The organism is Pseudoxanthobacter soli DSM 19599 (assembly GCF_900148505.1).
Taxonomy (GTDB): Bacteria; Pseudomonadota; Alphaproteobacteria; order Rhizobiales; family Segnochrobactraceae; genus Pseudoxanthobacter; species Pseudoxanthobacter soli.
Window position 1 is genome coordinate 547,037 of sequence record NZ_FRXO01000003.1, and the last position, 17,147, is coordinate 564,183.

Here is a 17,147-nt window from a genome sequence, read left to right on the forward strand (position 1 = left end):
TCCGATCCCGGAGCAGGCGCCAGCCCTGGAAGCGGGGTCCGACGTTGGGAACGGGTTCCGATCTGGAGAACGAGATCATGATTCGCAGCCGTGCGATCGTCGCAAGCATGGGCCTCGCCCTGGTGGCCGCGGGCTGCACCCGCTTCGGCGCGCCCCCTCCGGCGCAGCCGGCCCCGATCCAGCCGATGCCGACGGCGCCCGTCGCGGTGACGCAGCTTCCCCCGCCGCCCGTGGAGCCGCAGCCGGCGGTGCAGCCGGAACCGGCGGCCCTGCCCCCGCCGGAGGCGCAGCTCGCGGTGCAGCGCTCCGACCTGATCGGTGGCTGGACCATCCAGGCGGACGGCCAGCGCTGCCAGCTCTTCATGGTGCTGACGGGGTGGACCGGCGGGTATCGCGCCTCGACCCGCGGCTGCCAGTCGGACGTGCTGAAAGGCGTGTCGGCCTGGGACCTGAACGGCAACGAGATCACGCTGAAGGATGCCAACGCCGCGCCGGTCGCGACGCTCTATTCGACCGCGCCGAGCACCTTCCAGGGCCGGTTGTCGAACGGCACGGGCCTGACGGTCAGCCGCTAGCGCGCTTTCCGATCGGATGGATCATCCGATCGAGAAGAAATCGCGCCAGCTTCAAAAGTGTGAGCCTATCCTTGCCGTTCAGATCGGCTGATCTGAACGGGATAGGCTCGCGCGCTTTCCGATCGGATGGATCATCCGATCGAGAAGAAATCGCGCCAGCTTTATAAGCGTGAGCCTATCCTTGTCGTTCAGATCGACGCGATCTGAACGGGATAGGCTCGCGCGCTTTCCGATCGGATGGACATCCGATCGAGAGGAAATCGCGCCAGCTTTACAAGCGTGGGTTTGAACGGCCGGCCCCTTGGGGCCGAAGGCCGTCAGCTCTTGTTCGGCTCCGTCGCATCGCCGGGGCCGCCGGGATCCCGGTCGTCGGGCAGGGCGTGGCGCTGCATCAGCGGCACCTGCGCCACGGCGAACAGCAGCGTCAGCGGCATCACCCCGAACACCTTGAAGTTCACCCAGAAATCGGTCGGGAACGACCGCCATACGACTTCGTTGATCGCCGCGAGCACGAGGAAGAACAGGCCCCAGCGCAGAGTCAGCTTGCGCCAGCCCTCCTCGTCCAGCCGCAGCACCTCGTCGAACACATGGCCGATCAGCGAGCGGCCGAACGCGAGGCCGCCGAGCAGCACAGAGGCGAACAGCAGGTTGACGATGGTGGGCTTGAGCTTGATGAAGACCTCGTCGTGCAGGGCGAGCGTCAGCCCCCCGAACACCAGCACCACCACGCCCGAGACGATCGGCATCACCGGAAGCCGCCGCACCAGCGCGTAGGACACGACGAGCGCCGCGACCGTGGCCGCCATGAAGCCGGCGGTGGCGGTGAAGAGGTCGGCGCGGCCGTTCAGTACGAAGAACACCAGCAGAGGCCCGAGCTCCAGTGCCAGCTTCGCGAGCGGCGGAAGCTTGCGTTTCGCCCTGCCGCCGGTGCCGGCCGCGGCGCGCGCGGGGCGGATGGATTGGTCGTTCATACGAGGTCCTTGCGCGAGAGCCGGTGCCGGGTCGCCGATGTGTCATTCGCCGTCCGCGACATTTGCGCCCGTTCGCCGCGACGATCAAGTCGCGTGGGCAAGTGGTATCCGCGAGTGGCGCAGGCAATTGATACCGGCAAGTGATGCCTTTGATACCGGGAAGTGATGCCTGCAAGTGACACCCGATTGTGTCGATCGTGGTACGGCAGCCGAACGGAGATTTCGCGGACCTTGCAGCCGCGATTGCGCCATAGTGGCCATGCCATTCTCCACGCGTCATAACCTACAGTCGAATCGTCGGAACCGGTCCATCACATCGTTTCGAGGACGGCCCTTCCCGGGGCCGGCCTGCGGCAGCCGTTCCGGAGGCTCCTCCTGCCCAGCCGGTCCGGGCATCCCCCGCAGGCAAAGGGGCGTAGACGGCCGGTTGCGGCCTTCGCGACGCATTATGCGCCGCGGACGGGTGGACACCCGGTGACGCCCGGGACGAAGATGGCCGGGGACGGCGTCCGGTGCCGCCCGCCTTGCGCCGTTTTGAAGGAACGCCATGACCTTGCCGATCGTGCTGGCTGCGGTGGCCGGCCTTCTCGTCCTGATCGCCCTGCTGCAGCCTTTGGCCGAACGGCTTCAGGTGCCGCCGTCGGTCATTCTCGCGACCGTCGGCATCCTGATCGGCGCCGTCGCGGCGTTCATCTTCTATTCGCCGACGGCGAGCGCGCTCGATGGCGTCGCCCGGGTGTTCGTGGAACTGCCGATCACGGCGGACACGTTCCTCTACGTCTTCCTGCCCGTGCTCCTGTTCCAGACCTCCCTCAGCCTCGACGTGCGGCGCCTGGCCGACGACGCGGCGCCGGTGCTGATGCTGGCCGTGGTGGCCGTGCTGGTGGCGACGCTCGCGATCGGCTTCGCGCTCGCGCCCATCACCGGCCAGCCGCTGGTCGCCTGCCTGCTGCTCGGCGCCATCGTCGCCACGACCGACCCGGTCGCCGTCATCGCCATTTTCCGCGAACTCGGCGCGCCTGCGCGCCTGACGCGCCTCGTCGAGGGCGAGAGCCTTCTCAACGACGCCGCGGCCATCACCCTGTTCGTGCTGCTCTTGGGCCTGCTCGTCTCCGATGCGAAGATGAGCTTCTCCGGCGCGCTCGTTCATTTCGCCATCGCCGGCGTGGGCGGCGCGGTGTTCGGCTATCTCGGCGGGCTGCTCGGCAATCTCCTGTTCCGGGTGGTGCGCGACATCCCGCCGGCGCTCGTCACGCTGAGCGTCGCGCTGCCCTATCTCGTCTATATCGGCGGCGAACAGCTGTTCCACATCTCCGGCGTCGTCGCGGTGGTCGCCGCGGGCATCGCGGTGAACATCCACGCCCCCACCATCGTCGCCCCGGATTCCTGGCGCTATCTGCGCGAGATCTGGGAACAGGTGGAGTTCTGGGCGGCTTCCCTCATCTTCGTGCTCGCCTCGATCCTGGTGCCGCGGCTCCTCAGCGACATCGGCCCGTGGGATCTCGTGCCGCTCGGCGTGCTGGTCCTCGCGGCGTTCCTGTCGCGGGCTGCGGTGCTGTTCGCGCTGCTGCCGCTCCTGAGCTTCCTCAGGCTGTCGCAGCGGGTCTCCAACGCCTTCAAGCTCGTGATCGTGTGGGGCGGCCTGCGCGGCGCGGTCACGCTGGCGCTGGCGCTGTCCGTGACCGAGAACCCGTTCGTCGACCCGGAGATCAAGCGTTTCATCGCGGCCACCGCGACCGGCTTCACGCTGTTCACGCTGCTCGTCAACGGCACCACGCTCAGGGCGCTCATCCGCCTGCTCGGGCTCGACCAGATCTCGCCGCTCGATGCCGCCGTCCGCGACGGCGTGGTGGCCGTGGCGCTCGGCAATGTGCGCGACGCCGTGCTCTACGCGGCGCAGACGGCCGAGATCAGCGACGACATCGCCCGGAAGGCCATCGGCCCCTACGACGCCCGCATCGAGACGGTGGTGCAGCGCACCGAGACCGAGAAGGAAATCCTCGAGCGCGACCGCCTGACCCTCGGGCTCGTGGCGCTCGCCGACCGCGAGCGCGAGCTGATCCTGGAGCTGTTCCGCGAGCGCACCGTGTCGGTGCGCATCATCGAGCACCTCCTGACCGATCTCGGCCGGCTGCGCGAGCGGGCGCGGGCGGGCGGACGCGTGGAATATAACCGCGCGGCGCGGCGGATGCTGGGCTACTCGCTCCCCTTCCGCCTCGGCCTCAACGTCCACCGCTTCTTCGGCTGGGACCGGCTGCTGGTGGAGGCGCTCGCCGACCGGTTCGAGCGCGTTCTGGTGATGCGGATCGTGCTGTTCGAACTCCGCCCGTTCGTGGAGCAGCGCATCCGCCCCATTCTCGGCAAGCGCCTGACCGGCATCATCGACGAGATCCTGTCCCAGCGCATCGAGGCCACCGCGCGCTCGCTCGCCGCGCTGGAGCTGCAATATCCCGATTATGCGCGCGCGCTGGAGGAGCGCTTCCTGGTGCGCACCGCGCTGCGCCGCGAGGAACTCGAATACGACAACCTGTTCGCCGACCGCATGATCGGGACCGAACTCCTGCACGACCTGAAGCGCAACGTCGTGGCGATGCGCCGGGCGAGCGACGTGCGGCCGAAGCTCGATCTCGGCCTCAACACCCGCGAACTGGTCGCCAAGCTGCCACTGTTCCAGGACCTCGACGCAGCCCAGATCGAGCAGATCGCGCGCCTGCTGCGTCCGCGCTTCGCGGTGCCGGGCGAGCGCATCATCCGCCGCGGCGAGCGGGGCGAGTCCGTCTATTTCATCTCCTCCGGCGCGGTCGAGGTCTCGACCGCCGGCCGGCCCGTCCGGCTCGGTCGCGGCGACTTCATCGGCGAACTGGCGCTTCTGACCGGCGGGCGCCGCGTCGCCGACGTCACCGCGCTCGGCTATTGCCAGCTGCTCGTGCTCGAAGGCGAGGACTTCCGGGCGCTTCTGGAGCGGTCGCCGGACATGAACGCCAAGGTCCGGGCGGTCGCGGCCCAGCGGCTGTCCATGAACCACGATGCGGGCCTGCTCTCGGGCGACGCCGGCGACGGGGAGGGCGAGCGCGCGGGCCGGGTTCGCGATGCCATCGCGCCGGAAGACCGTACCCCGGAGGAGCGCGCCGCGGAGGCCGAGGCATGGGCGCAGGGTGCCGAGCCCTCGGATTATCCCTCGTTCGACTCGGTGCCCTCCGGGCCGCCGTGGACGCGCGATCCGCCGGGCGAGCGGGACGAAGACGAGCGAGACCGGGGCGGCGGCGAAAGGGCGGTGAGCTGATGGCCGGGATTCACGGCCGCCGGGGCGGCGATCTGCCGGGCGTCGATCTACGGCGTGTGCGGTCATGACCGGCGTCGCACCGGTGCGGCCGGTTCCGGCGGCGCTCGCCATCGTGGCGCGCGGCGACGCGGTGCTTCTCGTGCAGCGGCGGAACCCGCCGGACGCCGGGCGGTGGGGCTTTCCCGGCGGGCGGATCGAGCCGGGCGAGACCGTGGCCGAAGCCGCCGTGCGGGAACTCGCCGAGGAGACCGGGATCGTCGCGGAAGCGGTGGCGACCGCCGGCATCATCGACGTGATCGGCCGCTCCGCCGACGGCGACCTCACCCATCATTTCGTGCTGGTGGCGGTGGCGTGCCGCTGGCAGTCCGGCGAGCCGGCGGCGAACGACGATGCGCTCGACGCCGCGTGGTTCACCCTGGCGGAAGTCGAGGACGACGGCCTTGCGAAGAGCGCGCGGGTGGTGGAGTTCGCCCGCGCCGCACTGGGCATCGAATAGGCCGCGCCGTCCGCACAATTCGGCATCCGGAAACGCGGAAGCCGCGGACCCGGCGGGTCACGCGGCTTCTGCACATGTCGGAACCATGAGCTTGCCCGCCGGGGCGAGGCCCGGCGGCTCGGTCAGTGACCCGAACGGCGGTCGCGGCGGCGCTCCACCGGCTGGTAGGCGATGCGGGCGTGGTGGGTGCAATAGGGAATGCCGGTCTCCGACCGCTTGCCGCAGAACGAGAAGCCCTCGCTGCCGGGGTCGCCGATCGGCCAGCGGCAGCTCTGCTCCGTCAGCATCATGATGGTCACGCGCTCGTCGATCACCACGACGCTCGCGGTCGTCGGCAGCTTCTCCGGCTCGGACTCGACCAGATAGACCGGCTCGGCCTTGAGCGCGGTGTTGCCGATGGTGGCCGCGGCGGGACGCATGGTGCGCTGCGGGGCGACGGCGGACGCGGCCATCGCGGTCGCGGCGGCCGGCTGCATCTTCGGCTTCGGCCGGGACTGCGCGACCGCCGGGGCCGCGGCAGCGGCGGCGACCGCCGCACCGGGCCGGGCCCGGTTGGACAGGCCGAGACGGTGGATCTTGCCGATCACCGCGTTGCGCGTCACCTCGCCGAGGGAGGTCGCGATCTGGCTGGCGCTCATCCCGTCGATCCAGAGCTTCTTCAGAAGCTCGACCCGCTCGTCGTTCCAGGACATCGCTGCTCTCTCCATTCGTCGACTTCGACCGCCAATGCCCGCCGAGGTCTTCGGTTCTTGGCTGCGTTTGTTTCGGCCGCGCCCAGGCGGCTGCGGCCCTGTCCGCAAAGCCGGAATCCACCACCTCGCGGGGCAAGCCCGCCCGAGGCGCAAATCCGGATCGTGGGAACAGTGGACGCAAGGCGCACGACATTTCGTGCACTGGTTAACAAATACCTACTATATGCTTGGACTCCGTGACAAGAGTCCCCGGCGCGATCCGGCCGCCGTGCGGCGCCTTATCCCCAACTGAGCCCGCCGCGCGGCTGGCGCGGTCGCCGCCCGCATGGCATATGCACGCACGCAATGGCATTGACAGCGGCGGACCAAGCGGTCTTATAGAAAAGTCACCGTGCCGCCACTTGGCGGCACGATCTGTTTTCAGGGCCGTTTGCTTGGCGCAGGAAAGTTTCGCCCCGCGAGGCTCTCCTGCCAAGGCGGTCCATTTTTCCGTTGCGGCCGCCATGGTTTCGTCGAACTCCGTTCCGCCCGGCTCCTCCAGCCTCTATCCCACGTTCGCGCGCGTCGATCTCTCGTTCGAGAGCGGCGAGGGCGCATGGCTCAACGGCAGCGACGGGCGACGCTATCTCGACTTCGGATCGGGCATCGCGGTCACCTCTCTCGGCCATGCCCATCCCCGCCTCGTCGCCGCGCTCCAGGAGCAGGCGGCCAGGGTCTGGCACGTCTCGAACATCTACCGCATCCCGCAGCAGGAAGCGCTCGCCGAGCGGCTGACCGCCGAGAGCTTCGCCGACCGGGTGTTCTTCACCAATTCCGGCGCCGAAGCGGTCGAGGCGGCGATCAAGACCGCGCGCCGCTACCACTATGTCAACGGCGCCCCCGAGCGGTTCCGCATCATCACCTTCGAAGGCGCGTTCCACGGCCGCACGCTGGCGACCATCGCGGCCGGCGGGCAGGCGAAATATCTGGAAGGCTTCGGCCCGAAGGTCGACGGCTTCGATCAGGTGCCGTTCGGCGACCTGACGGCGGCCGAGGACGCCATCGGACCGGAAACCGCCGCGATCCTGATCGAGCCGATCCAGGGCGAGGGCGGCGTGCGCCCCGTTCCCCACGCGGAACTGCGGGCGCTTCGCGCGCTGTGCGACCGCCACGGCCTGCTGCTCATCTTCGACGAGGTGCAGACCGGCGTCGGCCGCACCGGCGAACTGTTCGCGCATTCCTGGTCGGGCATCACCCCGGACATCATGGCGATCGCCAAGGGCATCGGCGGGGGATTCCCGCTCGGCGCCTGCCTCGCGACCGAGGAAGCCGCCAAGGGCATGACGCCCGGCGTCCACGGCACCACCTTCGGCGGCAATCCGCTGGCGTGCGCCGTCGGCCTCGCCGTGCTCGACGTCATGCTGGAGCCGGGCTTCCTCGACGAGGTCAACCGCATCAGCCTCGTGTTCAAGCAGAAGCTCGCCGGGCTCGTCGACGACCATCCGCAGGTGTTCGATCTCGTGCGCGGCGAGGGGCTTCTGATCGGCCTGCGCTGCAACGTTGCGGCGGCCAAGGTGGTCGGCGCCATGCGGGCCGAGGGCCTGCTCGGCGTCGGGGCCGGCGACAACACCGTGCGCCTGCTGCCGCCGCTCACCGCCCGCGAGCCGGAGATCGAGGAGGCCATGGCGCGCCTCGAGGCGGCGGCGGCGCGGATCGAGGCCGAACTCGACGAAGCCGAGCTTTCGGCGGCGGAAGCGGCCGTGGCCAAGGCCGTGGCTGCGGAGGCCCCGGCGGAGCAGAAATCATGACCGCCCCGCGCCACTTCCTCGACCTCGACCTGCTGCCGGCGTCCGAGCTTCGCCACATCCTCGACAGCGGCGCGCGGCTGAAGGCCGAACGCCGCGCCCGCCGCAGCGTCGACGGTCCCTTCGCCGGCCGCTTCCTCGCCATGGTGTTCGAGCGCCCGTCGACGCGCACGCGGGTGTCGTTCGACATCGCCATGCGCGAGCTCGGCGGTGAGACCATCATGCTGACCGGCGCGGAAATGCAGCTCGGCCGCGGCGAGACCATCGCCGACACCGCCCGCGTGCTGTCGCGCTATGTCGATGCCATCATGATCCGCGTGCTCGACCACGCCGCGCTCGAGGAACTGGCGGCGAACGCCACGGTGCCGGTCATCAACGGCCTCACCAAGCGCTCGCACCCCTGCCAGGTGATGGCCGACCTGATGACGTTCGAGGAGCATCGGGGGCCGATCCGCGGCCGCAAGGTCGCCTGGGTGGGCGATGCCAACAACGTCATGGCCTCGTGGGTCCACGCCGCGCCGCTGTTCGATTTCGAGATGCGCGTCGCCTGCCCGCCGGAGCTGTCGCCGGAGCCTGAACTGGTCGCCGCCGCGGCGGCCGCCGGCGCACGCCTCCATGTCACCCATGACCCGTTCGAGGCCGTGGACGGCGTCGATTGCGTCATCACCGACACCTGGGTGTCGATGGGCGACAAGGAACGCGAGCGGCGCCATAACCTGCTGATGCCCTATCAGGTCAACGACCGCCTGATGGCGGCGGCCGGCAAGGACGCCATCTTCATGCACTGCCTCCCCGCCCATCGCGACGAGGAGGTGACGACGAGCGTGATGGACGGCCCGCAATCGGTGGTGTTCGACGAGGCGGAAAACCGGCTCCATGCCCAGAAGGGCATCCTTGCCTGGTGCCTCGGCGCCGAGGCCGGGGGTGTCGTGCTTTGAACGCGCCCGCCGGTATTCCCCAGCCGCAGCCGGCCCCGCCGGATTCCGTCCTGCCGTTCGCGGTGGAAGGCCTCGACGTGCGCGGCCGCGTCGCCCTGCTCGGGCCGGTGGTGGATTCGATCCTCGCCCGTCACGCCTACCCGGCACCGGTCTCGCGCCTGCTCGGCGAGGCGATCGTGCTGACCTGCCTGCTCGGCACCGCGCTCAAGTTCGAAGGCCGCTTCACCCTGCAGACCTCGACCGACGGTCCGGTCGACATGCTGGTGGTGGACTTCGAGACGCCGGACCGGGTCCGCGCCTATGCCCGCTTCGACGGCGACGCCGTCGAAGCGCTCGGCGCCGCCGCGACCCCGGCTGCCCTGCTCGGCAACGGCCATCTCGCGATGACGGTGGACCAGGGCGCCCATACCCAGCGCTACCAGGGCATCGTCGCGCTCGACGGCGCGAGCCTCGAAGAGGTGGCGCACCAATACTTCGCCCAGTCGGAGCAGATCCCGACCCGGGTGCGGCTCGCGGTCGGCGAGGTCATCAGCCGCCAGCCGGGCGAGGCGCCGCATCATGCGTGGCGCGCAGGCGGGCTTCTGGTGCAGTTCCTGCCGGAATCCGGCGAGCGCATCGCCCACCGCGATCTCGATCCCGGCGACCGCCCCGGAGAAGCGGAGGATGCCGATCCCTCCGCCGAGGCCGGCGGCGAGGAGGACGATGCCTGGGTCGAGGCGCGCTCCCTGGTCGACACCATCGAGGACCACGAGCTGACCGATCCGGAGATCTCGCCCGAACGGCTGCTGGTGCGCCTGTTTCACGAGCGCGGCGCGCGGGTGTTCGAGCCGCGCACCATGCTCGACCGCTGCCGCTGCTCGCGGGAGAAGGTGGAGGGCGTGCTCGCCGGCTTCACGCCGGCCGAGCGCGAGGAGATGACGGTCGACGGCGAGATCGTCGTGACCTGCGAGTTCTGTTCGACGGTCTATCGCTTCTCCGCCGACGAGGTCTGAGGCGGCGGCGTTCGCCGTGGCCCCCGTTGCGCAGGCGCTCATGCGCCGCCACTCCGTCCGCCGCCACTCCGCCGGCGATCCGGCGGGTGTCGCCGGGATGTCGTTTTGCCGGCATCTCCGCATTGACTCGCGCGGACCGATCACTATAGTCCGCGCGTTCGAAATGGCGGGAATCTCCCGCCCAACGCGCAGCCCGAGGCTTTCGGGGCCGCCGGCGGGAAATCCGCGAGGCAGGTCCCATCCCAAAGTCCGCAGCGCAGCCGGTCGCGAAGCCCTCCCGCTTCGCGCATCCGCCGACCCAGGCCTCGCGGTCAGGGACGGTCCGGCCGCCGCGGCGCCGAAGGGCGCGGCACCAGAGCACACGGATCGGGAGCGCCGAGGCGCCGGGCCGGACGTGGGCCGAAGACTGAAGGCATGATGCGATGTTCGCAGTGATCAAGACCGGCGGTAAGCAGTACCGCGTCGCCGCCGGCGACAAGCTGAAGATCGAGAAGCTCGAAGCCGCCGCCGGCGAGACCGTCACTTTCGAGGAAGTGCTTCTGGTTGGCGACGAGGCCGGCACCAAGGTCGGCGCCCCCGTCGTCGCCGGCGCGTCCGTGACCGCCGAGGTGGTCGAGCAGACCCGCAACGACAAGGTGCTGATCTTCAAGAAGCGCCGCCGCAAGAATTCCCGCCGGAAGAACGGCCACCGTCAGCACCAGACGGTCGTTCGCATCACCGGCATCAACGCCGCCTGAGCGGCGTCCGTTCGTTCGTCAGGTCCGCCCCGAAGCATCGGGACGCCGGGCCAGGTCTGAAATTCTCCGGTTCTGAACCGGGTAGCGATAGGAGAGCCCCATGGCTCACAAAAAAGCAGGCGGTTCGTCCCGCAACGGTCGCGACTCCGCTGGCCGCCGTCTCGGCGTGAAGAAGTTCGGCGGCGAGAAGGTCGTCTCCGGCAACATCATCGTCCGTCAGCGCGGTACGCAATGGCATCCGGGCGAGGGCGTCGGTATGGGCGTCGATCACACGATCTTCGCCGTGACCGAGGGTGTCGTTTCCTTCCGCGCCAAAGCCAATGGCCGCACGTATATCTCGGTTGTCCCGAACACGGTGGCCGCCGAATAGTTACCCGGCAAGGGTTCTCCCGCGCCGGTCTCGTCTGACCCGGCACGGAACGATCAGGTCCAATGTCCGAGGGGAGACGGGAAGCCGCCTCCCCTCGTGCATTTCGGACTGAGAGAACCCGCCATGTTTGCCGAACGCGATAGTTCTGAGGACGAAGAAGGCAGTCTTTTCACCCGGCGGCTGCGTTTCATGACGCCGGCGCCGGGTGACGCGGACGAACTGACGGCGCTTGCGGACAACCCGCGCATCGCCGCCAACCTCTCGATGATGCCCCACCCCTACCGGCGCGCCGACGCCGAGGCGTGGATCGCCCAGTGCGCGACCCTCGGCGAGGGGGCGGCGGCGTTCCTGGTGCGGGAACACGGCGGCCGCCTCGTCGGCGGCGTCGGCTACGGACTGCGCGACGACAACGGCGAGCCGGACATCGGCTCGTGGATCGGCGAGCCGTTCTGGGGGCAGGGCTACGGCACCGAAGCCGCCCAGGGTCTGATCGACCACGTCTTCCTGATGCGCCGCCCCCGCGCGGTGTGGGCCGCGTGCCGGCCGACCAACGCGGCGGCGCGGCGGGTGATGGCGCGCTGCGGCTTCCAGTGGGCCGGCAACGGCCTCAAGCGCTCGCGCGCGCTCGGCGGCATGATCTCGGTGGAGCATTACCGCCTCGACATCGAATGCTGGCGCGCGATCAAGGCGTGGGGCCGCTATTCGTGGCGCATCGAGTCCCGGCGCGGGGACGCGCCGGCAGTCCGCGAGACGGGGGAACGGCCATGACCGGGCTTTCGGCGGGCCGGCTCTCCTGGCGCGGCGAGGACTATGCCTGGCACGGACAGGGCTGGCCCGAACTCGTGATCGAGACGCCGCGGCTGCGCCTGCGGGCGCCGGGCGCCGCCGACGTGGATGCGTTTGCCGCCGAGCTCGCCGATTTCGACATCGTGCGCATGCTGGCGCGGGTGCCGTGGCCCTACAGCCGCATGGATGCGGTGAGTTTCGTCACCGGGGCGCGGGCGGATGCCGAAGGCCGGCACGGGCTTCATCTCGTGATCGAGGATGGCAACGGCCTCGCCGGCCTCGTCGGGCTGTCGTTCTCGCCGGTGTCCCTGTTCGCCCCGGCGCCGGAACTCGGTTACTGGATCGCGCGCAGCCGGTGGGGGCATGGCATCGCGACGGAGGCCGGGCGGGGCGTGCTCGCCTTCGCGTTCGAGGCGCTCGGGGTGAAGGCGGTGCGCAGCGGCGCCTTCCACGACAACCCCGCCTCGCTGGCGGTGCAGGCGAAGCTCGGCTTCGAGGTCGTCGGCCGCTCCCACGTGTTCTGCCTTGCGCGCGGCGCCGAGGTCGCGCATATCGACACCATGCTGACGCGCGGGCGGTTCCGCGAGGTCGGCGCTTGAGCACCGGGCCGGAACGTGTGACGAAACCCGGTGCCTGAGCGATCCGCGACAGCATCATTGAAGGGCGCAGCGCCGAGGCGCGCCGCGCGATCCGTGACATCATGAAGTTTCTCGATCAGGCCAAGGTTTACATTCGCTCGGGCGACGGCGGCGCAGGCGCCGTGTCGTTCCGCCGCGAGAAGTTCATCGAGTTCGGCGGCCCGGACGGCGGCGACGGCGGTCGCGGCGGCGACGTCTGGGTCGAGTGCGTCGACGGCCTCAATACCCTGATCGACTATCGCTACCAGCAGCATTTCAAGGCCCAGACCGGCACCCACGGCATGGGGCGCAACCGCTCCGGCCCGAAGGGCGCGGACGTGGTGCTGAAGGTGCCGGCGGGCACCGAAATCCTCGAGGAAGACAACGAGACCGTCATCGCCGACATGACGCGCGTCGGCGAGCGGGTGTGCCTCGCGCGCGGCGGCAACGGCGGCTTCGGCAACGCGCACTTCAAGAGCTCCACCAATCAGGCGCCGCGGCGGGCCAATCCCGGCCTCGCGGGCGAGGAGAAGTGGGTCTGGCTGCGGCTGAAGCTGATCGCGGAAGCCGGGCTCCTCGGCCTTCCCAATGCGGGCAAGTCGACTTTCCTCGCGACCGTATCGGCGGCGAAGCCCAAGATCGCGGATTATCCGTTCACCACCCTCCATCCCAATCTCGGCGTCGTCGGCGTCGACGGACGCGAGTTCGTGATGGCCGACATTCCCGGCCTGATCGAGGGCGCCCACGAGGGCGTCGGCCTCGGGCACCGCTTCCTCGGCCATGTCGAGCGCTGCCGCGTGCTGCTGCATCTGGTCGACGGCACCGGCGACGATGTGGCGGAAGCCTATCGCGTGGTGCGCGACGAACTCGCCGCCTACGGCGCCGGCCTCGACGAGAAGCCGGAGATCGTGGCGCTGACCAAGGTCGATGCGCTCAACGAGGAGCTTCGGGCCGAACGGCTCGCGGCGCTCGGCAAGGCCTGCGGTAGCCGGCCGATGGCGATGTCGTCGGCGAGCGGCGAAGGCGTCGAGCGCACCCTCAGGGCGCTGTGGCGCACCATCGACGGCAGCCGCGGCGGGAACGTCAACGCGGTCCCCTCCGAGGAGGACGACGCGTGGCGGCCCTGATCGATACCGCCGCCGCGACGGGCTCCGCGCCTGTCCGGCGCGTTTCGGCGGCCCGCCGCGTCGTCGTGAAGGTCGGCTCGGCGCTGCTCGTCGAGAACGGCGCGGCGAGCGGCCGGCTGAAGGCGGACTGGCTCGCGAGCCTCGCCGACGACATCGCGGCGCTCACCCGCCAGGGCGCCGAGGTGATCGTGGTGTCCTCCGGCGCCATCGCGCTTGGCCGCGGCGTGCTGAAGCTGCCGCGCGGGCCCCTGAAGCTGGAACAGGCGCAGGCGGCGGCCTCCGTCGGCCAGATCGCGCTCGCCCGCGCCTGGTCGGAGGCGCTTGCCGCCCGCAGCCTCGTCGCCGCGCAGGTGCTGCTCACCCTCGGCGATACCGAGGAGCGCCGCCGCTACCTCAATGCCCGCTCGACGCTCGCGACCCTGATCCGCCTCGGCGCGGTGCCGGTGATCAACGAGAACGACGCGGTGGCGACCAGCGAAATTCGCTACGGCGACAACGACCGGCTCGCCGCCCGCGTCGCCACCATGGCGAGCGCCGATCTTCTCGTGCTCCTGTCCGACATCGACGGCCTCTACACCGCGCCGCCTGCGCTCGACGCGAACGCCCGCCACATTCCCGTGGTCGAGCGCATCACGCCCGAGATCGAGGCCATGGCCGGCGCGGCCGCCTCCGAGTTCTCCCGCGGCGGCATGAAGACCAAGATCGATGCCGCCCGGATCGCGGTTTCCGCCGGCACGGCGATGGTGATCGCCTCCGGCAAGGCGCTGAACCCGCTGGCGGCCGTCGACGGCGGCGCGCGCTTCACCTGGTTCGACGCCCACGCCACGCCGACGCTCGCCCGCAAGACCTGGATCGCCGGATCGCTCGACCCCCACGGCAGCGTGATGATCGACGACGGCGCTGTCGCCGCGCTCGCCCGCGGCCGCAGCCTGCTGCCGGCCGGGGTCGTCGCCGTCGCCGGCGCCTTCAGCCGCGGCGATGCGGTGCGCGTGGTGGCGAAGTCGTCGGGCCGGGAGATCGGCCGCGGCCTCGTCGCCTACGACTACGACCATGCGGTGCGCATCATGGGCCGCAACAGCCGCGAGATCGAGGAGATCATCGGCTTCGTCGGCCGCGCCGAGATGATCCATCGCGACGACCTCGCCCTCGACGAGGTGGCGCTCGCCGCGCTCGCGGCTGCCCCGTCGCACACGCCGCAGGCTTCGCCCGGATCGGGCGAAGCCGGCCTGCGTCCCCAGGAGAGCCAGCCATGCTGACCGAGCCCGAAGCCGTTCCCGCCAGCCGCCTCGCGGACGGACCGGCAGCGCCGCTGGCGGACGTGGCGCTGTCGGACGTGGCGGGGCTGATGGCGGATATCGGCCGCCGCGCCCGCGCCGCCGCGCGCCGGCTGGCGCTCGCCTCCGACGCCGCCAAGGCCGCGGCGCTGAAGGCCATGGCCGCCGAGGTGAGGGCCGGGTCGGCCGATATCCTCGCCGCCAATGAGGGCGACGTCGCCGCGATGCAGGCGGCCGGCCAGCTCGCCTCCTTCATCGACCGGGGCACGCTGAACGCCGCCCGCGTCGAGGCGATCGCCGAGGCGCTGGAGGCGATCGCCGCATTGCCCGATCCCGTCGGCTCCGTCGTCTCGTCGTGGACGCGGCCGAACGGCCTCGTCATCGAGCGGGTGCGGACGCCCCTCGGCGTGATCGGCGTGATCTACGAGAGCCGGCCGAACGTGACGGCCGATGCCGGCGCGCTGTGCCTCAGGGCCGGCAACGCCGTGATCCTGCGCGGCGGCTCGGACGCGCTCGCCACGTCGCGGGCGATCCATGCCTGCCTCGTGCGCGGGCTCGAGGCCGCCGGCCTGCCGCCCGACGCCATCCAGCTCGTTCCCGTCGCCGACCGCGCCGCCGTCGGGCTGATGCTGAAGGGCCTCGACGGCGCCATCGACGTGATCGTGCCGCGCGGCGGCAAGAGCCTCGTCGCCCGGGTGCAGGAAGAGGCGCGCGTCCCGGTGTTCGCCCATCTCGAAGGCCTCTGCCACGTCTATGTCGACAAGGCCGCCGATCTCGCCATGGCCAGGCGCATCGTCGTCGACGCCAAGATGCGGCGCACCGGCATCTGCGGCGCGGCCGAGACGCTGCTGGTCGACCGGGCCGTGGCGGGCACGCACCTCGTGCCGCTGCTTCAGGCGCTCGCGGACGCCGGCTGCCGCATCCGCGGCGACGAGGCCGTGTGCGCCGCCTTCCCGACCGCCGAGCCGGCGACGGACGAGGACTGGAGCACCGAATATCTCGACGCGGTGATCTCGGTCGCCGTGGTCGACGGGCTCGACGCCGCCATCGCCCACATCGACCGGTGGGGTTCGCACCACACCGACGCGATCATCACCGACGATCAGGCCGCCGCCGACCGCTTCATGGCGGAAGTCGATTCCGCCATCGTGCTGCACAACGCCTCCACCCAGTTCGCGGATGGCGGCGAGTTCGGCATGGGCGCGGAAATCGGCATCGCCACCGGCCGGATGCACGCGCGCGGCCCCGTCGGGGTCGAGCAACTGACGAGCTTCAAGTACCGCGTCCGCGGATCGGGGCAGATCCGCGGGTGATGTCGCACGCTGGCAGGCTGTCTCGCGCGGGGACCGGGCCCGCCGGCAGCGGGGCTGCCGAGCGGCGCGGTGCGCTGCCGCCGGTCTTTCCCGGCGAGCGAATCGGGCTCTATGGCGGCTCGTTCGATCCGCCGCACCACGGCCATCTCCACGTCGCGGAAACCGCGTTGAAGCGGCTCGGGCTCGACAGGCTGTGGTGGGTGGTGACGCCCGGCAACCCGCTGAAGGAGAACGGCGCGGCGCCGCTTGCCGAGCGGCTGGCGGCGGTGCGCGCGCTCGCCCGCGACCGGCGCATGGTGGCGACCGGCTTCGAGGCCGGCCTCGGGCTCACCTACAGTTTCGAAACGGTGTCCTTCCTGCGCACGAAGGTGCCGGGGGTCCGGTTCGTCTGGATCATGGGCGCCGACAACCTCGCGAGCTTCCACCGCTGGCGCGACTGGCGGCGCCTCGCCGGGCTGCTGCCGATGGCCATCGTCGACCGGCCGGGCGCCACGCGGGGCGCGTTCGCCTCGCCAGCGGCCCACGCGCTGGCGCGTTTCCGCGTGCCGGAGCGCGATGCCGCCTCGCTCGCCGGCCGGGCGCCGCCGGCGTGGTGCTTCCTGCATGCCCCGCTCGACAATTCCTCTTCCACCGCATTGCGGGCCGCGCGGCTGAAGGCGGCCCGCGCGGACAGCCCGCCGGTCCCCTGACCGGCACCGACCGAAAGGCGACGACCGTCATGACGACACGCCACCGCGAAAAGAAACCGTCCTCCCATGCGGCGCAGGACGAGGCCGGCCCGGCGATTTCCCCGCAGGAGGCGCTGATCTACGTCATGGTCACGCTGTCCGCCGTCGACCGCGAGATGACCGACGTCGAACTCGGCACCATCGGCGACATGGTGTCGGGCCTGCCGGTGTTCGCCGGCTACGATCCGGACCGCCTGATCGAGACCGCCCGCGATTGCGGCGAGATCGTCCGGGGCGAGAACGGCCTGTCGCTGCTGCTGGAAATCGTCCGCGACGCCCTGCCGGTGCGGCTGCACGAGACCGCCTACGCGCTCGCCATCGAGGTGGCGGCCGTCGATCTCGACGTCGAGCAGGAGGAACTGCGCTTCCTCGAGCTGCTGCGCGACGCGCTCGATCTCGATCCGCTGGTAACGGCGGCCATCGAGCGCTCGGCCCGGGTTCGCTTCCGCACGCTGTAACCTCCC

At 70.6% G+C, this 17,147-nt stretch carries 17 protein-coding genes; 15 read left to right on the top strand and 2 right to left on the bottom strand.

The annotated features are described in order from the left end of the window. Positions 1-77: 77 nt before the first annotated feature. Complete coding sequence (locus tag BUF17_RS10015) at positions 78-575, top strand: AprI/Inh family metalloprotease inhibitor (protein WP_073628350.1); 498 nt, start codon at positions 78-80, stop codon at positions 573-575. 317 nt (positions 576-892) lie between these two features. Here the strand turns inward: BUF17_RS10015 and BUF17_RS10020 are convergent, their stop codons facing one another. Continuing rightward, positions 893-1,546 (bottom strand): septation protein A, encoded by a 654-nt coding sequence (locus BUF17_RS10020; protein WP_073628080.1) that lies wholly within the window; start codon positions 1,544-1,546, stop codon positions 893-895. Positions 1,547-2,093: 547 nt separating this feature from the next. On the opposite strand from BUF17_RS10020, the gene BUF17_RS10025 reads away from it, so the two are divergent. Together BUF17_RS10025 and BUF17_RS10030 are read left to right on the top strand one after the other, a co-directional pair. Next, on the top strand, positions 2,094-4,829 hold the full coding sequence (locus tag BUF17_RS10025) for a cation:proton antiporter (RefSeq protein ID WP_073628082.1): 2,736 nt from the start codon (positions 2,094-2,096) through the stop codon (positions 4,827-4,829). 64 nt (positions 4,830-4,893) lie between these two features. After that, positions 4,894-5,325: an NUDIX hydrolase gene (locus BUF17_RS10030; RefSeq protein ID WP_175563667.1), complete on the top strand. Its 432-nt coding sequence runs from the start codon at positions 4,894-4,896 to the stop codon at positions 5,323-5,325. 122 nt (positions 5,326-5,447) lie between these two features. On the opposite strand, the gene BUF17_RS10035 is transcribed toward BUF17_RS10030, so the two are convergent. Then, positions 5,448-6,017: a GcrA family cell cycle regulator gene (locus tag BUF17_RS10035; RefSeq protein WP_073628084.1), complete on the bottom strand. Its 570-nt coding sequence runs from the start codon at positions 6,015-6,017 to the stop codon at positions 5,448-5,450. A gap of 503 nt (positions 6,018-6,520) precedes the next feature. Here BUF17_RS10035 and BUF17_RS10040 point away from each other — a divergent pair. From BUF17_RS10040 to BUF17_RS10095, 12 genes are all read left to right on the top strand, one after another. Continuing rightward, a complete protein-coding gene (locus BUF17_RS10040) occupies positions 6,521-7,804 on the top strand; it encodes an aspartate aminotransferase family protein (RefSeq protein WP_073628086.1) in 1,284 nt (427 codons plus the stop codon). After that, positions 7,801-8,739, top strand: coding sequence for an ornithine carbamoyltransferase (gene argF / locus BUF17_RS10045; RefSeq protein ID WP_073628088.1), 939 nt, complete (start codon positions 7,801-7,803; stop codon positions 8,737-8,739). The genes BUF17_RS10040 and argF overlap by 4 nt, the downstream gene beginning before the upstream one ends. Then, positions 8,736-9,731: an Hsp33 family molecular chaperone gene (locus BUF17_RS10050; protein ID WP_073628090.1), complete on the top strand. Its 996-nt coding sequence runs from the start codon at positions 8,736-8,738 to the stop codon at positions 9,729-9,731. The genes argF and BUF17_RS10050 overlap by 4 nt, the downstream gene beginning before the upstream one ends. 422 nt (positions 9,732-10,153) lie before the next feature. Further along, complete coding sequence (gene rplU / locus BUF17_RS10055; RefSeq protein ID WP_073628092.1) at positions 10,154-10,468, top strand: 50S ribosomal protein L21; 315 nt, start codon at positions 10,154-10,156, stop codon at positions 10,466-10,468. Positions 10,469-10,568: 100 nt separating this feature from the next. Further along, entirely contained in the window at positions 10,569-10,838 is a 270-nt protein-coding gene (rpmA, locus tag BUF17_RS10060; protein ID WP_073628094.1) for a 50S ribosomal protein L27, read from the top strand. A 189-nt stretch (positions 10,839-11,027) separates the two neighbouring features. After that, positions 11,028-11,606 carry a GNAT family N-acetyltransferase gene (locus BUF17_RS10065; protein WP_175563668.1) on the top strand — a complete coding sequence of 193 codons (579 nt, stop codon included), beginning with the start codon at positions 11,028-11,030 and terminating at the stop codon, positions 11,604-11,606. Further along, positions 11,603-12,223 (top strand): GNAT family N-acetyltransferase, encoded by a 621-nt coding sequence (locus BUF17_RS10070; RefSeq protein ID WP_175563669.1) that lies wholly within the window; start codon positions 11,603-11,605, stop codon positions 12,221-12,223. Before BUF17_RS10065 ends, BUF17_RS10070 begins: the two co-directional genes overlap by 4 nt. Before the next feature lie 101 nt (positions 12,224-12,324). Then, positions 12,325-13,368 (top strand): GTPase ObgE, encoded by a 1,044-nt coding sequence (obgE, locus tag BUF17_RS10075; RefSeq protein ID WP_073628098.1) that lies wholly within the window; start codon positions 12,325-12,327, stop codon positions 13,366-13,368. Continuing rightward, positions 13,365-14,624: a glutamate 5-kinase gene (gene proB, locus BUF17_RS10080; protein WP_244530846.1), complete on the top strand. Its 1,260-nt coding sequence runs from the start codon at positions 13,365-13,367 to the stop codon at positions 14,622-14,624. The genes obgE and proB overlap by 4 nt, the downstream gene beginning before the upstream one ends. 89 nt (positions 14,625-14,713) lie before the next feature. After that, complete coding sequence (locus tag BUF17_RS10085) at positions 14,714-15,955, top strand: glutamate-5-semialdehyde dehydrogenase (protein ID WP_073628355.1); 1,242 nt, start codon at positions 14,714-14,716, stop codon at positions 15,953-15,955. Continuing rightward, positions 15,955-16,644 carry a nicotinate-nucleotide adenylyltransferase gene (locus tag BUF17_RS10090; protein WP_084564374.1) on the top strand — a complete coding sequence of 230 codons (690 nt, stop codon included), beginning with the start codon at positions 15,955-15,957 and terminating at the stop codon, positions 16,642-16,644. Before BUF17_RS10085 ends, BUF17_RS10090 begins: the two co-directional genes overlap by 1 nt. Before the next feature lie 125 nt (positions 16,645-16,769). Continuing rightward, a complete protein-coding gene (locus tag BUF17_RS10095) occupies positions 16,770-17,141 on the top strand; it encodes a tellurite resistance TerB family protein (protein ID WP_073628359.1) in 372 nt (123 codons plus the stop codon). Positions 17,142-17,147: the final 6 nt, after the last annotated feature.